15 protein-coding genes are annotated in these 15,699 nt (G+C 42.4%); 2 read left to right on the top strand and 13 right to left on the bottom strand.

The window, feature by feature from the left end; translation table 11 throughout:
* Positions 1 to 287: 287 nt before the first annotated feature.
* The 7 genes from V1500_RS03485 to V1500_RS03455 all read right to left on the bottom strand — a co-directional run bounded on the left by V1500_RS03485 (position 288) and on the right by V1500_RS03455 (position 6,183).
* Positions 288 to 1,802, bottom strand: coding sequence for an amidase (locus tag V1500_RS03485; RefSeq protein WP_409304220.1), 1,515 nt, complete (start codon positions 1,800 to 1,802; stop codon positions 288 to 290).
* A gap of 196 nt (positions 1,803 to 1,998) precedes the next feature.
* The gene (gene plsY, locus V1500_RS03480) at positions 1,999 to 2,634 is read right to left on the bottom strand and encodes a glycerol-3-phosphate 1-O-acyltransferase PlsY (protein ID WP_409304219.1); all 636 of its coding nucleotides are present in this window, start codon (positions 2,632 to 2,634) and stop codon (positions 1,999 to 2,001) included.
* Between the two features lie 320 nt (positions 2,635 to 2,954).
* Positions 2,955 to 4,280 carry a hemolysin family protein gene (locus tag V1500_RS03475; RefSeq protein ID WP_409304218.1) on the bottom strand — a complete coding sequence of 442 codons (1,326 nt, stop codon included), beginning with the start codon at positions 4,278 to 4,280 and terminating at the stop codon, positions 2,955 to 2,957.
* Positions 4,281 to 4,500: 220 nt separating this feature from the next.
* On the bottom strand, positions 4,501 to 5,283 hold the full coding sequence (locus V1500_RS03470; protein WP_409304217.1) for a TerC family protein: 783 nt from the start codon (positions 5,281 to 5,283) through the stop codon (positions 4,501 to 4,503).
* A 23-nt stretch (positions 5,284 to 5,306) separates the two neighbouring features.
* Complete coding sequence (locus tag V1500_RS03465; protein ID WP_409304216.1) at positions 5,307 to 5,477, bottom strand: YkvA family protein; 171 nt, start codon at positions 5,475 to 5,477, stop codon at positions 5,307 to 5,309.
* Between the two features lie 159 nt (positions 5,478 to 5,636).
* Positions 5,637 to 6,026 carry a sporulation protein gene (locus tag V1500_RS03460; protein WP_409304215.1) on the bottom strand — a complete coding sequence of 130 codons (390 nt, stop codon included), beginning with the start codon at positions 6,024 to 6,026 and terminating at the stop codon, positions 5,637 to 5,639.
* A 34-nt stretch (positions 6,027 to 6,060) separates the two neighbouring features.
* A complete protein-coding gene (locus V1500_RS03455) occupies positions 6,061 to 6,183 on the bottom strand; it encodes an FbpB family small basic protein (protein WP_409304214.1) in 123 nt (40 codons plus the stop codon).
* Between the two features lie 457 nt (positions 6,184 to 6,640).
* On the opposite strand from V1500_RS03455, the gene V1500_RS03450 reads away from it, so the two are divergent.
* Positions 6,641 to 7,012, top strand: a complete 372-nt coding sequence (locus V1500_RS03450) for a hypothetical protein (protein ID WP_409304213.1) — start codon at positions 6,641 to 6,643, stop codon at positions 7,010 to 7,012.
* A gap of 75 nt (positions 7,013 to 7,087) precedes the next feature.
* On the opposite strand, the gene V1500_RS03445 is transcribed toward V1500_RS03450, so the two are convergent.
* Positions 7,088 to 7,627, bottom strand: a complete 540-nt coding sequence (locus V1500_RS03445) for a hypothetical protein (protein ID WP_409304212.1) — start codon at positions 7,625 to 7,627, stop codon at positions 7,088 to 7,090.
* Positions 7,628 to 8,213: 586 nt separating this feature from the next.
* Here V1500_RS03445 and V1500_RS03440 point away from each other — a divergent pair.
* On the top strand, positions 8,214 to 10,508 hold the full coding sequence (locus V1500_RS03440) for an alginate lyase family protein (protein WP_409304211.1): 2,295 nt from the start codon (positions 8,214 to 8,216) through the stop codon (positions 10,506 to 10,508).
* A gap of 170 nt (positions 10,509 to 10,678) precedes the next feature.
* On the opposite strand, the gene V1500_RS03435 is transcribed toward V1500_RS03440, so the two are convergent.
* The 5 genes from V1500_RS03435 to V1500_RS03415 all read right to left on the bottom strand — a co-directional run bounded on the left by V1500_RS03435 (position 10,679) and on the right by V1500_RS03415 (position 15,500).
* Entirely contained in the window at positions 10,679 to 11,857 is a 1,179-nt protein-coding gene (locus V1500_RS03435) for a toxic anion resistance protein (protein WP_409305905.1), read from the bottom strand.
* Between the two features lie 33 nt (positions 11,858 to 11,890).
* Complete coding sequence (locus tag V1500_RS03430) at positions 11,891 to 12,505, bottom strand: 5-bromo-4-chloroindolyl phosphate hydrolysis family protein (RefSeq protein ID WP_409304210.1); 615 nt, start codon at positions 12,503 to 12,505, stop codon at positions 11,891 to 11,893.
* A gap of 664 nt (positions 12,506 to 13,169) precedes the next feature.
* The gene (locus V1500_RS03425; protein WP_409304209.1) at positions 13,170 to 14,018 is read right to left on the bottom strand and encodes a radical SAM protein; all 849 of its coding nucleotides are present in this window, start codon (positions 14,016 to 14,018) and stop codon (positions 13,170 to 13,172) included.
* 194 nt (positions 14,019 to 14,212) lie between these two features.
* Positions 14,213 to 14,605 carry a hypothetical protein gene (locus V1500_RS03420; RefSeq protein WP_409304208.1) on the bottom strand — a complete coding sequence of 131 codons (393 nt, stop codon included), beginning with the start codon at positions 14,603 to 14,605 and terminating at the stop codon, positions 14,213 to 14,215.
* 196 nt (positions 14,606 to 14,801) lie between these two features.
* Entirely contained in the window at positions 14,802 to 15,500 is a 699-nt protein-coding gene (locus V1500_RS03415; protein WP_409305904.1) for a phosphoadenylyl-sulfate reductase, read from the bottom strand.
* Between the last annotated feature and the right edge of the window lie 199 nt (positions 15,501 to 15,699).

The following is a 15,699-nucleotide window of genomic DNA, read 5'->3' as shown; positions in this document are numbered from 1 at the left end:
TCCCTTCATTATACCTTGATTCGACCATCATTTATTGAATTATTCAAAAAATATTTACCAGATAGGATACGGAACTTTTTCCTTCAGTGAGTCAGGATATATTTGCATATATGCTCGAAGTGTAAGTGTTAAGCCAATTTCCGAAGTTATGATCGGCTTGCCAGGATTTATCACCGAAATCCGAGAAGCAGAATCGAATCCTTAGATTTATGTCCGAGTATGCATATTCGGCTAAAATCTAAACAAGCAGGAGTGAATTGCTCCTGCTATTAAATATACATGATCAATTATATGTCCATTAATGAATGAAACATCGGATTCTTTTTCACATCCAGCCAAGAATGGTGCTGTTCCAGCATACCTGCCATCTGGTATAATCGATGTTCCTCGCCCCTCGCTGCCACAAACTGGACGCCAACCGGCATGCCTTCCGGTGTTGCATGAAGCGGCACACTCATCGCCGGCTGCCCTGTCAGATTGGCCAGCTGGGTAAAAGGGGTACGCTTGAGGCTGTTTTCCACAAGCTGATCGATCATTCCTGTCTTCTTTAACAGACTCCCCATCTTAAGGCGTCCGATGATACTCATCAGCAGCTTTTCCGACAGGGACGGATCCAGCTCGCCGATTTTCGAAGGCGGATAGGCGGTCGTAGGCGTAATATAAAAATCATATGTCTCAAAAAATTCCTCCATGGCAAATGCAGCCCTATCCCACTCCCTCATATTCAGCACCCATTCCCCGACGTTGGTGGATTGGCCGATCAGGCCCAAAAGCCAGGTAGTCGGCTCCACATCCTTGAATGTCGGTTTTCGGCCAAGTGTGTCCTCCATGGTCGCAATGGCTGCTGCAACTTCTCCAAAATACATGGTGATATAGCTGTTGGCAATTTTCTTCCCGTCCACAGGTGCTTCTTTTTCTTCAACAATATACCCAAGGGATTCAAGGATTTTTGCTGTATGAATGACGGCGTTTTTGCATTCTGGATGCACCTCTGTTCCAATCGGGGAGACGGTGCTGTAAGCAATTCTAAGAGGTTTTTCAATTGGTGTTTTTGAGGCTTCCAGATAACTTCCGTCAAATGGGAGAGACGGAAAGGCTGCTCCCTTTTCCAATCCATGAAGCAGGTCGAGCATTAAAGCACTGTCACGTACTGAACGGGTCAGAACATGATCTACAGAAGCACCCTGCCATTGCCTTCCCAGTGTCTTTCCTACGGGGGTTCTGCCCCTGGATGGCTTAAGCCCGAACAAACCGTTAAAAGCAGCGGGAATCCGGATGGAGCCTCCCCCGTCATTGGCTCCAGCGATCGGCACCATGCCTGATGCAACTGCGGCACCTGAACCGCCGCTCGATCCTCCAGGGGTATATTCAGTATTCCATGGGTTTCGTGTCGCTCCATGCAAGGCTGGTTCCGTAATCGCCATTAAAGCCAGTTCCGGAACATTGGTTTGTCCAAGAAAAAGCGTTCCTGTATCTCTTAATTTTTTTACGAAGGCAGAATCATCTTTTGCTATGTATCCTTTAAGTGCTTTAGAGCCGCTGGTCATGGGCTCCCCTTTTATCTCCTGGGTGATGTCTTTTATAAGGACGGGTACACCTGCGAACTCGCCGCTGCAATCATTTTGGGCTGCCTTGGTGCGCGCCTGGTCGTACATCTTGTGTATCACTGCATTAAGCTTAGGATTCTTTTTTTCAATTTCGGATATGGCGGCTTCTGCCAACTCCATTTGTGATATCTGCCTGCTTTTGATCAATTCAGCCAGACCTACTCCATCATAATCTGTATACACAAAACCCTTCATTACCCTTCACCCCTGGCCATTGCTATTTCTTTATCAATTCCACATGGACCGACAAATTCCTTCCTGCGAGTGACCGACCAATTTCGCATGGGTTCGGAAGAGATATTTGCCTATATTAGACCTGATTATCAGTGATGCCTTGACCGGTATTTTGAAAACCCGTAAATTTTCCGGGTTTTTCTGATTTTTAAAATGATTACGTTTTTATATCCGTATTTTTATTGCTGTCCTTCGTAATTTTGTCATTCTTGATGGTTTTATCATTGATCTTTGGCTCATTCCCATCGCGGAGATTCCTGATATTCGATCGATGAACAAAAAACATAAAAGGAATAAAGGCCATGAACAGCAAAGATTGATATAGGCTGCCGTCCAGGAGGGAATACAACAGCAGGGAGGGAGCAATCGATAACGATCCAAGTGCCACATACTTGGTAAAAAGTATGATCGCTACAAAAGAGCCCAGAGCAACGGCAAGCAATTCCAGATCCGCATAAAGCAGCACGCCAAAGGTTGTGGCTACGGCTTTTCCTCCTTTAAATCCTGCAAAGATCGGGAAACAATGCGCCGCCACAGCAACAAACCCTATAAAAAGAGGGTCGGCATCCACATGGAAAGCAATGGGCAATGACGCAGCAGCAAACCCTTTTAATGCATCACCTGCAAATACCAAGAGGCCTGCCTTCTTTCCTAGTACACGTACACTGTTGGTGGCTCCCGGATTCCCGCTCCCATGATCTCTGATATCCACACCAAAAAATAGTTTTCCAATCATCAGGGCAAATGGTATAGATCCTAATATATATGCGAGTAAAATGATGAAAAGCAACATCCCAAAGCACTCCTTGTTCAAAGTTCGCTACTTTCATCATATAGAATGGGTTCATAAAATAGTAAATAATTGTAAAATAATTATCCGACGCTTTCCGTATCCGGCCAAATATGTAAAGTAATAGGCGGACGCTGACTGTCTTGTATGCCATGGTGATTTAACGAACTTTCCTGTTAATATGCTGGTTTAATGCACTCCCTAAGACCTGACCCACTGTTAATCTCTGCTGTTTTAGCCTCCTTCCTGCCACCTGCCAGCCCTTCTGTTCCAGTAACACAAAAAAAGCACCCCTCTGTTTGTTAAGGGGTACTTCTGCTCGCTTATTCTTCTGCTGTTTGAGGTTCGTTGATATTCACTCTGAGCTTCAGGATTCTCCTGTCGTCCATCTCTTCCACTTTAAATGTCACATTTTCGAATTCTATGGATGGGGTTTCATCATTGTTCGGTATATATCCAAGCTGTCCAATCACAAAGCCGCTTAGCGTGTCAAAATCATCGAGAGGCAGATTTATTTTGAGCTTTTCAGCCACATCTTCAAGATTCGTCGTCCCGTGCATTAAATACGTGTGGGAATCCAGCTCTACTATTTCCTGCTCTTCTATTTCCGGTTCGTCGTATTCATCAAAGATATTGCCTACAATTTCTTCAATCAAGTCTTCTATTGTAACGATTCCGTCGGTCCCGCCGTACTCATCTATAACAATAGCCATGTGCACATTATTCTTCTGCATCTCCTTAAAAAGGAAGTCTGTCCTTATGGATTCAAGCACATAAAGGGGTTCCCGAAGCATATCCCGCAGGTTGAATTTCTTGTGCTCACAATCCTCCACAAATTGAATCAAATCCTTTGAATGAAGAATACCTACGATGTTATCTATATTCTCTTCATAAACTGGAAAACGCGTATATTTCTCTACATTCACAATATGGACGGTTTCTTTCAGTGTATAATCAATCGGGACTGCCACGATATTTGTTCGATGGGTCATAATGTCTGAAACCGTTTTGTTATCAAATTCAAAAATGTTATCAATCATGATTTTCTCGGAATCCTGAATGGTTCCTCTTTCCTGTCCCACGTCGACCATCATCCGAATTTCCTCTTCCGTCACATTCTCGTCTTCCGCATTAGGGTCAACGCCAAATAAGCGGACAATGATATTGGTAGAAAAGGTTAGGAATTTAACAAACGGGGAAGTAACTTTTGATAAAATAGCCAGCGGCCGTGCCGCAAACATTGCGATTGCCTCAGCTTTTTGTAAAGCTAGCCTTTTTGGAACAAGCTCTCCCAGTACCAACGTGAAATAAGAAAGAATTAACGTAATGACTACAACCGATATGGTTTCCAGCATATCGGGATCCAGTGGAACTCCCATTCTGGTTAATGTCCCTGCCAGGCTTGCAGCGAAGCTGCCTGCCGCGAACGCACTGGCTAAGAAACCTGCCAGTGTGATTCCTATCTGGATCGTTGCCAAAAACCGGCTTGGGTTAGAAAGCAATCTGTGAATTAGAGCTGCTTTTTTATCCCCGCTTTCCGCCATTAATTTAATTTTATTGTCATTCAACGAGATGAGAGCTATTTCTGATGCTGCAAAAAACGCATTTAAGATGATCAGTACTAAAAGTACCAATATTTCCGTTGCCAAAAAGACCAACCTCCAGAATTATCAAGGACCCTCTAAAATAGAAGAATTCTACGATCACATATTAGTACTCTTCTGTATTTTAATTTATGGGTTTTATTTTATTCATAAATGTTTCAGATTTATTATATTTTGGAAAAAGCATATCTCTATTGTATAAGAAAATTCAGGAGCAATCCAGTGATTGCCCCTGACTATGACAGAACGCTATTAAAATCAGTCCTTATACTGTGGCACTCGTTTTTTCGCCAGCGTGTCCCTTGTCCTTTGAAAGGAACCAGCCGCCCAAGGCAATCAGGACGAGCACGACATAGAATGAAACCTTCCATTCAGTTGATTTCGCAAAAGCTTCTGGAAGGATCCCCAGCGCTTTATGGGATAGTGTGTAAACAGCAAGCTTTACTCCGACCCATCCGACAACCATAAAAGCAGCTATTTCTAGGCCAGGCTTTGACTGCAATAGTTTTACGAAGAAGTTAGCTGCAAATCTCATGATTAACAATCCAATGAATCCTCCCGCAAAAATAACTAGGAACTTTCCTCCATCAAGCCCGCCAATCTTCGGTAAATTCGTATCGGGCAGCGCTACAGCCAGAGCTACAGCAGCCAATATCGAGTCAACTGCAAAGGCAATGTCCGCGAGCTCTACTTTAATGACAGTTGGCCAAAAACCAGACTTCTTTTTTTCCACTTTTCCGGTTTTTTCCTTGCTCTTATTTACTATAAGCTTCCTGAAAATATGGTTCCCTGCAATAAATAAAAGGTATAATGCGCCGATTGCCTGGACCTGCCACACATCTACCAGGAACGATATCGCAAATAATGATGCAAATCGGAAGACAAACGCTCCCGCAAGACCATAGAATAGTGCTTTCTTTCGTTCTTCCTCGGGAAGATGCTTTACCATGATTGCCAATACAAGAGCGTTATCAGCAGCCAGCAGTCCTTCCAAAGCAATCAATAATAGCAAAACCCAGCTGTATTCAAACAATAGCGAAATATCCATGTCGCGTATTTCCCCTCAATTTTTTATAGTGGTTCTTCGATGAATCCGTATTTTTCCTTTAGCTGCCTTGGCGCGATTTTCACCATCCAATTAAGGACGAAACCGGCAACCATGACATCATCCATTACTCCAATGAGAGAGAGGAAGTCAGGAATCAGGTCGAACGGGAAAAATATATATGTTAAAATCAGCAAAATTCCCAGTCCTTTTTTATGGAGCGGTACCTCCGCTGAAACAAAAAATTCCTTCAGGAAGGGGAGGAACTTCCAAAATTTAAGAATAAACTTCATTCTTTTGAGAAATTTGAACAATATAGTCACCGTCCTTTTAGTTTGTGGCAGTGCACTTTCATCCTACTGGACAATATAAATCACGTCCTGGTCTCTGCTGTGGATACCTTCGTTAAAAGTCAGTCTGGTTTTGAAGTAGTATGAAATCGATTCTGTCGATTCCCTGACGAAGTCGGGCAGTGTGAAACCAAATGATATTTCTTTGCTTTCTTCTGCCTGAATACGCCTGGTAGTCAGTATCGTTTTGGCGTCGATCACCTGCTCCTTGCCGGAGGCCTTATCGTTCATAATAAACTCGCAATCTATACGCTTTAATTGCTGCTCAATAATGCCGCCTTTTATAACCAAACTTCCCTGAACCGATTCACCTGGCTTATACATTTCCTTTGGTAAAACCAAATCGATATTCGCAGAGCCAATCCCCAATAGTGACATATATTTCCTTAGTATCAATCAAGACCCTCCATGTAAATATGTGCTAATTAAATTAAGCTTTCCTATGCTTATCATCCATTTTCTTCTCAATTTTCTCTAGCTGCAGCTTATCTTGCAGCAGCTCTTCCTTGTTCTTTTTGACAAGCTCTGAGAAAGATAGTTTCTTTCGTTTCATAATGCTGGAACCTCCCTTGTTTGCGGACTCTGTCAGAAATCAAAAAAACCTCTACCATATTTCGGTAAAGGTTTTCCATACAAAAATATAAAAAGACCTTCACCAATCGGTAAAGGTCTTGCTAACAACATAATAGTTGCCAACACAGCCGGGAGACAGATCTCCGAAATGACGACTACGTTGTGAAAGCTACTCCCCTTTAGGAGGCTTATTCGATTATTTGAATTTATCATAATATAAAAACGTAATAAAGTCAACAATAAATCTCTCACTAATTTGCTAGGTTCGTTTTTTTAAGGTCCAGGCTATTAGAGAGACCTTTTCCTCATTCGATATTTTGATTGGCTGGGCTCCTTTCTGCTCCCCCGAATCCATTTTGGGCTGCTGCCCTTCCATTTTCATCCAAACGACATAACTTATAAAGAATTACACAGAATCAAAAAAGGAGTGTTTCCCAATGAACCCGTATTATTATTATCCTCCCTACACAGCTCCTCGGGATACCAGCGAGTATTTACACTACTACCATGTTCCGTATGAACAGCCTCAAGAAGAATCCATCGAAAACCGACAGCAGGCTGTATCATCCCTGGAACGAAGAGTAAGACAATTGGAAAGGCAAAATGAAGAACAAATTAGAGAAATAAGCCGGCTTTCTCAAGAAATATCCCGTCTTAACAGAGAAATTGGCCGGATAAACCAGGAAATTTCACGACTGAACCAAAATGACGAGCGTCACACCCGCCGCCTGCAGCGGCTGAATCAAAGGCTCCGCGCCGTCGAAGGCCGGCTCAATATTCCTCTCGCAGGCGGGGAAGATGGATTCTAATTCTTAGATGCGAAGATTCAGCAATTCCTGACAGGGATTGCTGTTCTTGCATTCTGGCGACATTCTTACAGATTCCTATTTTGCTGTCTCTATATATTTAAAATTCCCGTAATCAATAAAAACGATTTCATCCTGCTCTGTTAACGCTACATTTCTCCTCTTTGGAGCATTCGAATCCAGACGAACATCCGATGTCCTTATCCCATGTGACAAAAAAAGTTCTTCCATATCCGCCAATTTCTTATCATAGATTTCATTTTCAGCTACTCTTGTATCCATCTTTTTCATTATGATCCAGCCATGTCCATACTCTGCTATCGGACAAAGATGCTTCCGCAGGATCTGCGGGCATGTATTATACATATCCCATTCAATCTTGTTACATCTGAGACCCCTTACTGACATAGCAATCTTTACTACATATCCATCCCCAATATCGTAAACAATGCGATGTTTCCCGCTATCAATTTGTTCATATTCTAAATTCAGGGCAGCTTTGGCCTGTTTGGTTCTTTTTTTTCGCGATTGGGTACCCGATATGATTTTGGGTCCCATACAGGAAATCCACTTTTCTATCGACAACAAATCTGTTTCTGTCAAGAAAGTACTGCTCAAACTAAAACATCTCCCCTTCGTTTGCTCTGAGTCGCCATCAAGCAATTTATAATCCCTCATCCCTTTTGGATTACCGGGATACTCATTTCAGGCAAAGGATTCACAGTCCTCAGTCTGGCCAACCACCTCACTGAATTCAAGACATTGTTCCCAAGATTTGAGATGTATGTGTAGAAAGGTCGGCTCTTCTTTTCATAATGATTAACTTCGTTCGCCCCAAACCTGCCGGGCATAATTGTAAAAAAGATTGTGCTGCATTTGCTCTCTCAAGGTACAAGCAATAATTGAAACCATTTCTCCTCCTGGAAAGTAAAGTATGCTTATGTTTATGACGTTCGGAAATATGGAGTGAGCTTTTCTTATGAAAATCTTTTGAAAATGTGGCTTAGCCTAACAGCTGCTGGGTGAAATAACAGAATTTTAGGCAATAGCCCATGTCAGGGAGCCCACTTGTTGAATACGCTATAAACGAAGAAGGATTTTATAAATACATGTAATGCACTATTCAAGCTGTTAACCAACCTTAAAACCAGATCATGTACAGCCTTAAATACTAAACCCATATTCACAAAGGAGGGAGGCTCATATGAATTCAGCTGTGAATACCAATGATTTCGGCAATAATGATTCAGTCACGCCTTCACCAGATGACCAACAAGTCTTAAAGTCCTTATTAACCGAAAAAAGCGATGCAATGAAAGCCTTATATTCTTGCGTTCCTGCGGATATCAGTTCTTTGCAGAAAGAATATATCGACAAGAATCTGCATGAAATTCCGGACAGATTTATCCTCTACAGGATTATTGGAAATGACTTATATCCAAGGCACAAGAAGGGACAGTCATATGATAATTTGAAGTTTATTCTGGAAAATGAGCAGGAATTCGAAGGCTGTGCAAAATGGTGGGTCGTAAACAGGATTATCAATAAGGATGAAGAAGAAAAAATTATTGGACTGCTGAAGCGACATAATAAGCCGTATCTCCATCTGCCCTTCGTGGAAGATCTGTATAAAAACATCGGGTTTGACTTTGACTGTCTGCCAGAAGCGGATTATCTTTCCGGCAAGGACATGGCAGCTTTGGGACCCACTCAGCGTGACAGATTAATGGCGTCTCTATACAGACTGAAAAATAATTATGTAATGAACAACAATCATGCACGAAATGTAGCACTGCGTGACGGAAAACAGAAAGCAAAATGGATCCTGCCCTGGGATGGCAATTGCTTTCTGACAAATACTGCATGGGAACAAATCAGGAATGATATCCTTTCAGCTGCCCATCTAAAATATTTTGTGGTTCCGATGACCAGAGTCCTTGAAAACAATGAACTGCTTGACACCAATTTTGTCCCTAATCCTGTGGAAGAACCCCAGATTATTTTCCGCAGTGATTCAAAAGAAGAATTTAACGAGGAATATTGTTATGGACGAAGGTCCAAGATAGAATTATTTTGGCGGCTGGGTATCCCAGGTAAATGGGACCGCTGGAAAAATGACCCATGGGATCTTGCTCGTCCTGAAAAATCCAGAGAAGCACATCAGTTTGGAGTTGCAGGCTGGGTCGCCCGCTTATTCTCAGGCATGAAATCACTGGAGCTTGATAGTGCCGAGAGCTTCAACCGACGGGGACTTGCCCGAATGGACGGAATTATTTCCATAATCAGATCTCTTGATATGCGATATGCGATGAAGCCTGAAAACCCTCTTTCCCTGTCATTTTACGATTACGGCACCCTTATTGCCGAAAAGGAAAGGCATTATTCCCCCGGCGGTTGCCTGGTTCCTGTACAAATGCTTTTTTCTGAAGCGAAAGCCGCTTTAAAAAGGGGACCCTACTCCGTCACTGATAAAACTACGCTCCCTCCAAGCGGCGATATCAATGATTATTGGCATCCTGCTCCGTATTGGTGGCCTAATCCTGATACAGAAGATGGACTCCCTTATATCCAAAGAGACGGGGAACGGGTTCCAGGCACCCGCCTATACGAGCCAGAAAGTGATAAATATGATCGAACACGGCTTCAAAGGGTTTTCGATGACTCTGTCAGCTTGGCACTGGCGTGGTTCTTTACTGAAGAAGAAACATATGCACAGCACGGCGCACGAATACTGGACCGGTTCTTTGTTAATGAGTCTACACGCATGTCCCCCCATTTAAATTTTGCACAAGTCAGGATGGGCAGGAATCACAACAGAGGTTCTTCCACTGGAATTATTGAAATGAAGGACCTTTATTATTATCTCGATTCTGTTCGGCTATTGGAGTCATCCGGGCAGCTTCCTGAACAAACAGTGATTGGAATTAAAAGCTGGCTATCAAATTATCTTGAATGGCTATTACAATCAAATCAGGGAAAAAAGGAGCGCGCCGCAAAAAATAATCACGGAACATACTATGACCTGCAGGTTTCAGCCATAGCGGATTATCTTGCTGAAAAGAAGGTTTTATTTGAATCGCTGATACGGGCACAATCCAGAATACCCTTACAATTTGAAACCGATGGTTCCCAACCGGAGGAAATGACGAGGACCAACACGGCGCACTACTGCTGCTTCAACCTTCAGGGATGGATTTCTCTATCTGAGATAGCTTCCCGATGGGGCATGGACTTGTGGTCATACAAAGCCGCGAATGGTGCGAGCCTGTTAAAGGGAGTCCAATGGCTTCTGCTGCATTCCGGCAAAAAGTGGCCTTATCCCCAAATGGAATCCTTCAGCCAGGACCGTTTTTTCCCAATCTGGTTTGCTGCTCCCTCTGGATTGATAGAAATTCCAAACCAGTCTGAATTTCCGGAATCCAAATATTTGGTTAAACCTCGATTCTTTCCCCATGATGGAATTCGCCCATATTGGAATCTGGGACTGAAGGAATCTTGAGCTTGTTATAAAAAAGCAGATGGGAGCGCCCATCTGCTTTCGGTTTTAAATTTTATGAAGGCAAAGCAAAAAACCGATTCCATGGTAATGGAATCGGTTTTACATTAATTTAGTTTTCGAAATTTAAAACATATGAACTAGCATTAGCCTGCTGGCATGCTTGTAAGGCATCAGCCGCCCTTTACTTCAAGCAGCTTCTGCCTCAATTGGGTTTCCATACTGCCAAGCTCCAGTTCCGCCTGGCGCCGCTTGTTTCGCCCTTCCTCCTGGATGCGCAGCGTTTCTTCCAGTGTGGAAATTAAATTCTCTTGGGTTTTCTTTAATGTTTCAATATCGACCAGCCCCCGCTCATTTTCCCGGGCAGTCTCCAGTGTATTGGTTTTCAGCATCTCCGCATTTTTTAATAATAGTTCGTTTGTGGTCTTTGCTACCTGTTTTTGCGCTTCAACGGCATTGCGCTGCCTGATCAGCGTCAATGCGATCGCCACCTGGCTCTTCCATAGAGGAATCGCTGTCAGGATGGAAGATTGAATCTTCTCCACAAGCGCCTGATTGGTGTTCTGGATGAGACGGATTTGCGGGGCGCTTTGGACCGTGATCTCCCGGCTTAGTTTCAGGTCATGCAGCCTTTTATCCAGACGGTCTGCGAATTGAAGCATGTCGTTTACTTCCTGGAACTTCATCTGGTCATTTGTGGCCTCGGCAGCCTTGCGCAGCTCCGGAATGGTCTTGCCATGCAATTCCTCTAGCTTTAGCTCGCCAGCTGCAATATAAATGTTTAGAGCCTGAAAGTAGTCTTTGTTATTTTCGTAGAGCTTTTCCATCATGATGATATCCGACATCAGGACATTCTTGCTGCCTTCCAGCTTTACACTGATCCGGTCGATCTGGGCTCCGGTTTTCTGGTATTTTGACAGCACTTCCTGTATCGAACCAGACACCTTTCCGAACATCCGCCCTATCAGTGAAGGCTTTTCCGCCTTTAGTTCGTCCGGATTCACTTCGTTCAGCCTCTTCATCAAGTCGCCTATGACTTCCCCAATCTGGCCGATATCCTTTTGCTGTACATGCTCAAGCATAGTATTGGAGAAAGACAATAGCTTCGATTGCGCTGCAGTCCCATAGGAAATCATCGCCTGGTGATTTTTAGGATCGATCTGCTCTGCAATCTGATACGCTTTTGCGCGATTTTCTTCCGGAATAACATCAATCAGTTTAACCTGTTTCTGTTCCTGAGATGGAACAGCGGACAGGTCTTTTTGTTCCATACTGAATGGATCTGATAACAATTCATCCATTAAATCTGCACTGCTTGTATTTTGCAACAGGGTTGGATTGTTTTCGCTCATCATGCTTCCCGCTTTCTTTATAAATTTCCTTTGTTATTTTTTCAAAGAATGCTTGGCCACATCAATTTCAAAATGGAGCTGGTTTATATCATCAGATAGGATATGATATAAATCCTCCTCGACGGAACGTTTTAATTCACCTAAAGTCCGCCACGTTTCCTCCAGGGATCGCTCCATCTCCCTGCTCTTTTTCGGCTGGCTGGCGAGCAAGACATATTTCTCGGACAGCTCCAATGCCGAATCTAAATGGGAATAAAAGAATCGCTCACCCAAATAAAAGCGTTTCGGCTCTTTTTTAGCCATGCTGTATATCTTTTTGGACACCTTTATAAATTCGATCCTCTGCTTGAGGGAAGGTATATGCCTGATCGAAATAAGCGCCTTGTGGAGCCGGTGGATCTTTGGTTTGGCCTCATCAAGATTTCGCTTTATAAACAGATATTCCTTTCTGGAAAGGCCATGTTTTTTATAAAATCGTGTGTTCAGATAATAGGAAGAGAGCCAAAATGTAAGAGCTCCCGCCCCCACGGCCAGCGCCACTGAATACATAAAGGGTTGGTTATAGCCGAAGTAACTGGCCAACAAAACAGAGACAGCAATCGGTATGGCAAAAAACGTCCGGACAACAAATGAAATAAAAGGATTCATACTGCATCGTCTCCTGTCATAATCTCTTTCTCTAACATACGAATTAGCAAGTTTCCTGGTTTCATTCATACGAAAGGAAAAATATTACTTTTTTATATAATATCATGATATACGAAAGAGGATGGACTGGCTATAGACCTGAAACATAAAAGATTCTAAGTCTTGAGGCGTATTTTTGCTGTGCAGACCTGATACCCTCTACAAGTATGGGCACTATGGACATTTATCATAACTTTTTGTTGAATGAAAGGACGTTAACATGAATTCGCTTACTTTGTGCCAACCTTCTTTTATATCCGTAAAAGTTTGAACCCATTAAAAAAAAGCGTCCCCATATTTGCATAACGGGTTCAGCTTTTGAGTGCAAAGTTAAAATTTATTATTTAAAAAGAGATGCAATTAGCACCTCTTTTGTATTCATTTTAGCAATTAAATTAGCACCCTGATTAGTGAATCATTAAAACACAAGCTTATCGCTAATTTGATCTGATGGTTTCTTGGAGTCTTTCCATTATTTATTTTTGAATAAACCTTATCAAATCCACAAAAATAAAAGGTTCAAATCAGCTGTGATTGAACCAAAAAATTAATATACTAATTAAGTTTTTCTACTCCTAATCCGAACCATTTAATATATGGTAAGGTCGCTTTACTTTTCGACTTATTAATTGCCAGGCCTGAATCCTGCTTTGGAGATTCCGATCTCTCCGATTTCGTCTTCAAGCATCTTTAGGACTACTTTATAGGCTGTTGGGTTGTACCACTTTTCCATGCCTGTTTTTTCATAAATGCTGTATATGCCAAGCTTTTTTGTGCGCCGGCCGCCGCTTCCGTCACCCATCCAGAAATCATCGATGATGACCTTTGTCGCCAGTCCTTTTAATTTTTTTGGAAATTCCCTGGAACACGGCAGAAGAGGAGATATGGTAGCCTGAGTGGGTATACCTGCCTCAGTCATTTCGCGTAAAGCCTGCATTCTGGCTGGAATCGGCGGAGCACTGGGGGCGAATTCCTTGCGGATATCCTCCTTATCCGTTTCAATGGTCATCGATACCCTTATTTTATCTCCAAACTGCCTGAACAGGTCGATATCCCTTTTGGCGAGCGGAGACCTTGTTTGTACAAAAAGGAAGTCAGGCCTTTCTTCCAGCATCACTTCCAATAAACTTCTGGTTAATTTCGTCTTCGCTTCAATAGGCTGATAGGGATCTGTAGAGGAAGACATGAAAATAGTGACCGGCCCTTTCTTTTTTGCCCGAGCAATATCCTTCTTCAGGAGTTCAGCGGCATTTGACTTAATATCCACCCAGGTGCCCCATTCCTCCTCGCGAAAAAGGGATACGGGAAGTTCCCGCACATAGCAATACTTACACGCAAAGCTGCAGCCGGCATATGGATTTAAAGAATGAGAATAATCGTCTAATTGACCTGTCCCTTTTGTTAATATGGTTTTTGAAACGATATCCTTTACATTTACTTTCAACAGAGCCACCTTCTCTCGTGCTGGGATCATAGTTAATTATGAATGACAGGATTAGATTGGATCGGTAAATGAGGGATGTGGTAGAATAGCTTTCATTTCATTGTAAAAAACGTAAATAAATCATATCATGCCGGACCTGGCATAGTATCAGCAGAAAGCTTCTTTTTTACTGGTATATACTGTAAATAAATAAAGGACCTGAATGGAGGTCCTTTTCTATCTTTCTATGATTTTACTTCCACCTGTTTTACGATGATAGCCTGCGAGGAATTCTTAATAATACAGTCCCTTAAGTCTTCTTCTTTTAATAGATTCAGGTTCAGGGCGGATTTTATTTTTGCCTCATCCGGCTTCTTTTGGATGAGGTCCAGCAGGTTCAGCTCTTCCAATCTTTTGACAGTCACTTCCTGGTCATATTTCTCTATATTCCTTATTTGACGCTGAAGTTTATACCCGTCAATGACAGCCTCGCCCTTGACATTTTTCCCTGCCGACATGTCGAAATAGCGGTTAAAAACTTTTTTCATTTCATCTAACTGGTTCTCTATTTCTTTCTTTTGTCTAGCAAGTTCTATGTACCTGGCCAGCATTTCCTTTGTAATCAAAAAATTACTCAAGGTAGCCCCCCTTTTCCCATGGTTATTCCATCATATTGTCAGAAAGGCTAAGATATTCTGATTTTTGCCAGACTTATTGAAAAAACATAGAGGCCGCCGACAGGGAATCCAATCTATAGATGAATATTTTTCATATCGTTCAAACAATATATTGGGAGAGCATCTTTGCTCTCCCCTTTAAAATGGGCTCATTGATTTAGCCGGAAATATGGAGGCCGCATTCGGTTTTTCCAGTAGACGCCCACCTTCCTCCTCTCGAGTTATCAGTAACAGGAAGTGTGCACATTCTGCAGCCAATACTGGGGTAATTTTTATCGTGAAGTTCATTATATGGAAGGTCATTGAGTTTGATATAGTTCCAGACATCATCCCATGTCCAATGAATCAATGGACATATTTTAATCACCTTAAACTTTTCATCTTTATTAAGATACATAACATCCTTCCTGGTTGGAGATTGCTCTCTCCTTAGTCCTGATATCCATGCCTTCATCCCGGTGAGCTGCTCCCTAAGTGGTTCAATTTTCCGCAGATGGCAGCAGCGGTTTGGATCTGAAATCCATAACTCCTTTCCATGGCGTCTTGCTTGCTCCTTCAGGCTGAGATCTGGTTTTGCCATCTCGATTTGAAGATTTGGATACTTGATCTTGATTTTTTCAATAAGGTCATAGGTTTCATCGAAATGAAGCTCTGTATCCAGGAAGATAATCCTGGCATGCTTATTAATCTTGGATATTAAATCAATCAGCACGATTCCTTCTGCGCCGAAGCTGCAAGAATAAACTATCTTATCTTTATAATGCTGATATGCCCATTTCAGGATGTCATAGTAGTCTTTATGTTCATCCATTAATTCCTTGGCAGTCTCATCATCCCATGTTTCATAGCTAAACATTCTTATCAATCATATCCCCCCCTAACTTCAGTTCGACGGCGGTCAATGCCCCAGAGGCACGGGCACCATAAACCCATCATCTTTTCCTTCCTTAGTAAATGCACAGACAGAAACGTTTTCCATTTGGGTATGTACCTAAAGATTATGCACATTGGCATATAACTGACCCTTATAAATACCCAAATAGAGGCAAAAATAC

The sequence above is a fragment of the Peribacillus sedimenti genome, assembly GCF_046237635.1.
GTDB lineage: Bacteria > Bacillota > Bacilli > Bacillales > DSM-1321 > Peribacillus > Peribacillus sedimenti.
Note: the sequence above shows the minus strand (reverse complement) of the source record. Positions and strands in the feature narration are given on the sequence as shown.

Excerpts from the sequence above, each read along its gene's own strand:
- V1500_RS03485 (WP_409304220.1), bottom strand. The coding sequence starts at position 1,802 with ATGAAGGGTTTTGTGTATACAGATTATGATGGAGTAGGTCTGGCTGAA.
- plsY (WP_409304219.1), bottom strand. The coding sequence starts at position 2,634 with ATGTTGCTTTTCATCATTTTACTCGCATATATATTAGGATCTATACCA.
- V1500_RS03470 (WP_409304217.1), bottom strand. The coding sequence starts at position 5,283 with ATGGATATTTCGCTATTGTTTGAATACAGCTGGGTTTTGCTATTATTG.
- V1500_RS03455 (WP_409304214.1), bottom strand. The coding sequence starts at position 6,183 with ATGAAACGAAAGAAACTATCTTTCTCAGAGCTTGTCAAAAAGAACAAG.
- V1500_RS03450 (WP_409304213.1), top strand. The coding sequence starts at position 6,641 with ATGAACCCGTATTATTATTATCCTCCCTACACAGCTCCTCGGGATACC.
- V1500_RS03440 (WP_409304211.1), top strand. The coding sequence starts at position 8,214 with ATGAATTCAGCTGTGAATACCAATGATTTCGGCAATAATGATTCAGTC.
- V1500_RS03435 (WP_409305905.1), bottom strand. The coding sequence starts at position 11,857 with ATGAGCGAAAACAATCCAACCCTGTTGCAAAATACAAGCAGTGCAGAT.
- V1500_RS03430 (WP_409304210.1), bottom strand. The coding sequence starts at position 12,505 with ATGAATCCTTTTATTTCATTTGTTGTCCGGACGTTTTTTGCCATACCG.
- V1500_RS03425 (WP_409304209.1), bottom strand. The coding sequence starts at position 14,018 with ATGATCCCAGCACGAGAGAAGGTGGCTCTGTTGAAAGTAAATGTAAAG.
- V1500_RS03415 (WP_409305904.1), bottom strand. The coding sequence starts at position 15,500 with ATGTTTAGCTATGAAACATGGGATGATGAGACTGCCAAGGAATTAATG.